The 1271-nt window shown below is 45.8% G+C and carries 1 protein-coding gene; it reads left to right on the forward strand.

Features of this window, described 5'->3' with window-relative positions:
* The first annotated feature begins 398 nt into the window (after positions 1–398).
* Positions 399–1073, forward strand: a complete 675-nt coding sequence (locus tag CVT49_16445) for a transposase (GenBank protein ID PKK81911.1) — start codon at positions 399–401, stop codon at positions 1071–1073.
* Positions 1074–1271 lie beyond the last annotated feature (198 nt).

A 1271-nucleotide genomic window follows, 5' to 3' on the forward strand; every position in this document is an offset into this window, starting at 1 on the left:
GGCATAATATGCAAAAATGGTTGGTGAAAAGTTCTAAAAAGCCCAACCTCCTTGACATAAGAAAAAGTTTTATGAAATTCGTTTCATAAAACTTTTTTGCATTATGAAAAACTCAAAAAAAACGCTGTTGGGCTTGTGGTAGCCTCTCGGTAATTCGTTGGGGAATTAGAGGCAATAAGCAAAGATTTCAATGTAAGAGTTGTGGAGTCTTTTTTACGCGCAATCGCCCCGAACAGCGCATTAAAAATCGATTTGTTTGGTTCAGAAGATGGGTGTTAGAGCGTCAGACGCTCAAGACATTAAGTCGAGATAGTGGTCTTTCCATTGACACCCTAAAGCGCACCTTCTATGCCATCCTGCCGCAGGCTCCTACTGTTCGGATCATTAAGCGCAAGGGCGTGAACCTCAGGGTTGACGGCACATACTTCAAGCAGTTCTGCCTGATCTGCTACCAAGATGACCTGGACGGCTACACGCAGCTGATCCGTTTCTCTGATCGGGAGAACTACGGTGAGATACGGGAGGACATCAGCAACCTGCTAGCACTTGGGGTGCACCTGGAAAGCATAACCACGGATGGAGACAAAAGCATTTTGAAGGCCATAAAAGACGCTGCACCAGAGGTGATTGTACAGCGATGCCTAGTCCACATTCAGCGGATGTGCCTCATATGGCTCACCCGGTACCCCAAACATCTTGCAGGACAAGAACTACGAGGGCTAGTGCTGCAGATACTAAAGATTAAAACCGCAAACGATAGAATCTACTGGACAAGAGAGTTTGTTGACTGGGCAAATCGGCACAAGGACTACCTGAGCGAAAAAACCTTCAATCAGGATACGGGACGGTACTGGTACACGCATAAATTGCTCCGACGGAGCTACCTCACCATCAAAAGAGCCTTGCCCAATATGTTTCACTACATAACCAACCCGAGCATCCCCAACACCAACAACGGCATTGAAGGTTTCTTTAGCCACCTAAAGAACCACCTTGACCTGCACCGTGGATTAACCATCCGGAACAGAATCAACTTCATCAAATGGTACATCTACCTATCTAACGAAAAATGAGTTTTTTTAGCCATGGCTGCTTACCGGTTGTACAGAAAAAGGCAGCCCTAAAATGAGGCTGCCTTTGTACATCCGTTCAAGCATCAACCCTATTGCTTGTAGGTTGGTCTCCACCAGAGCCTAGTTCCTCTTCGGGCTGATGCGGGAATATATGCAATAAAATCGAAAATCTTACCAACCATTTTTCAGCACATTACC

Source organism: candidate division Zixibacteria bacterium HGW-Zixibacteria-1 (assembly GCA_002838945.1).
In the GTDB taxonomy this organism is placed as follows: domain Bacteria; phylum Zixibacteria; class MSB-5A5; order GN15; family PGXB01; genus PGXB01.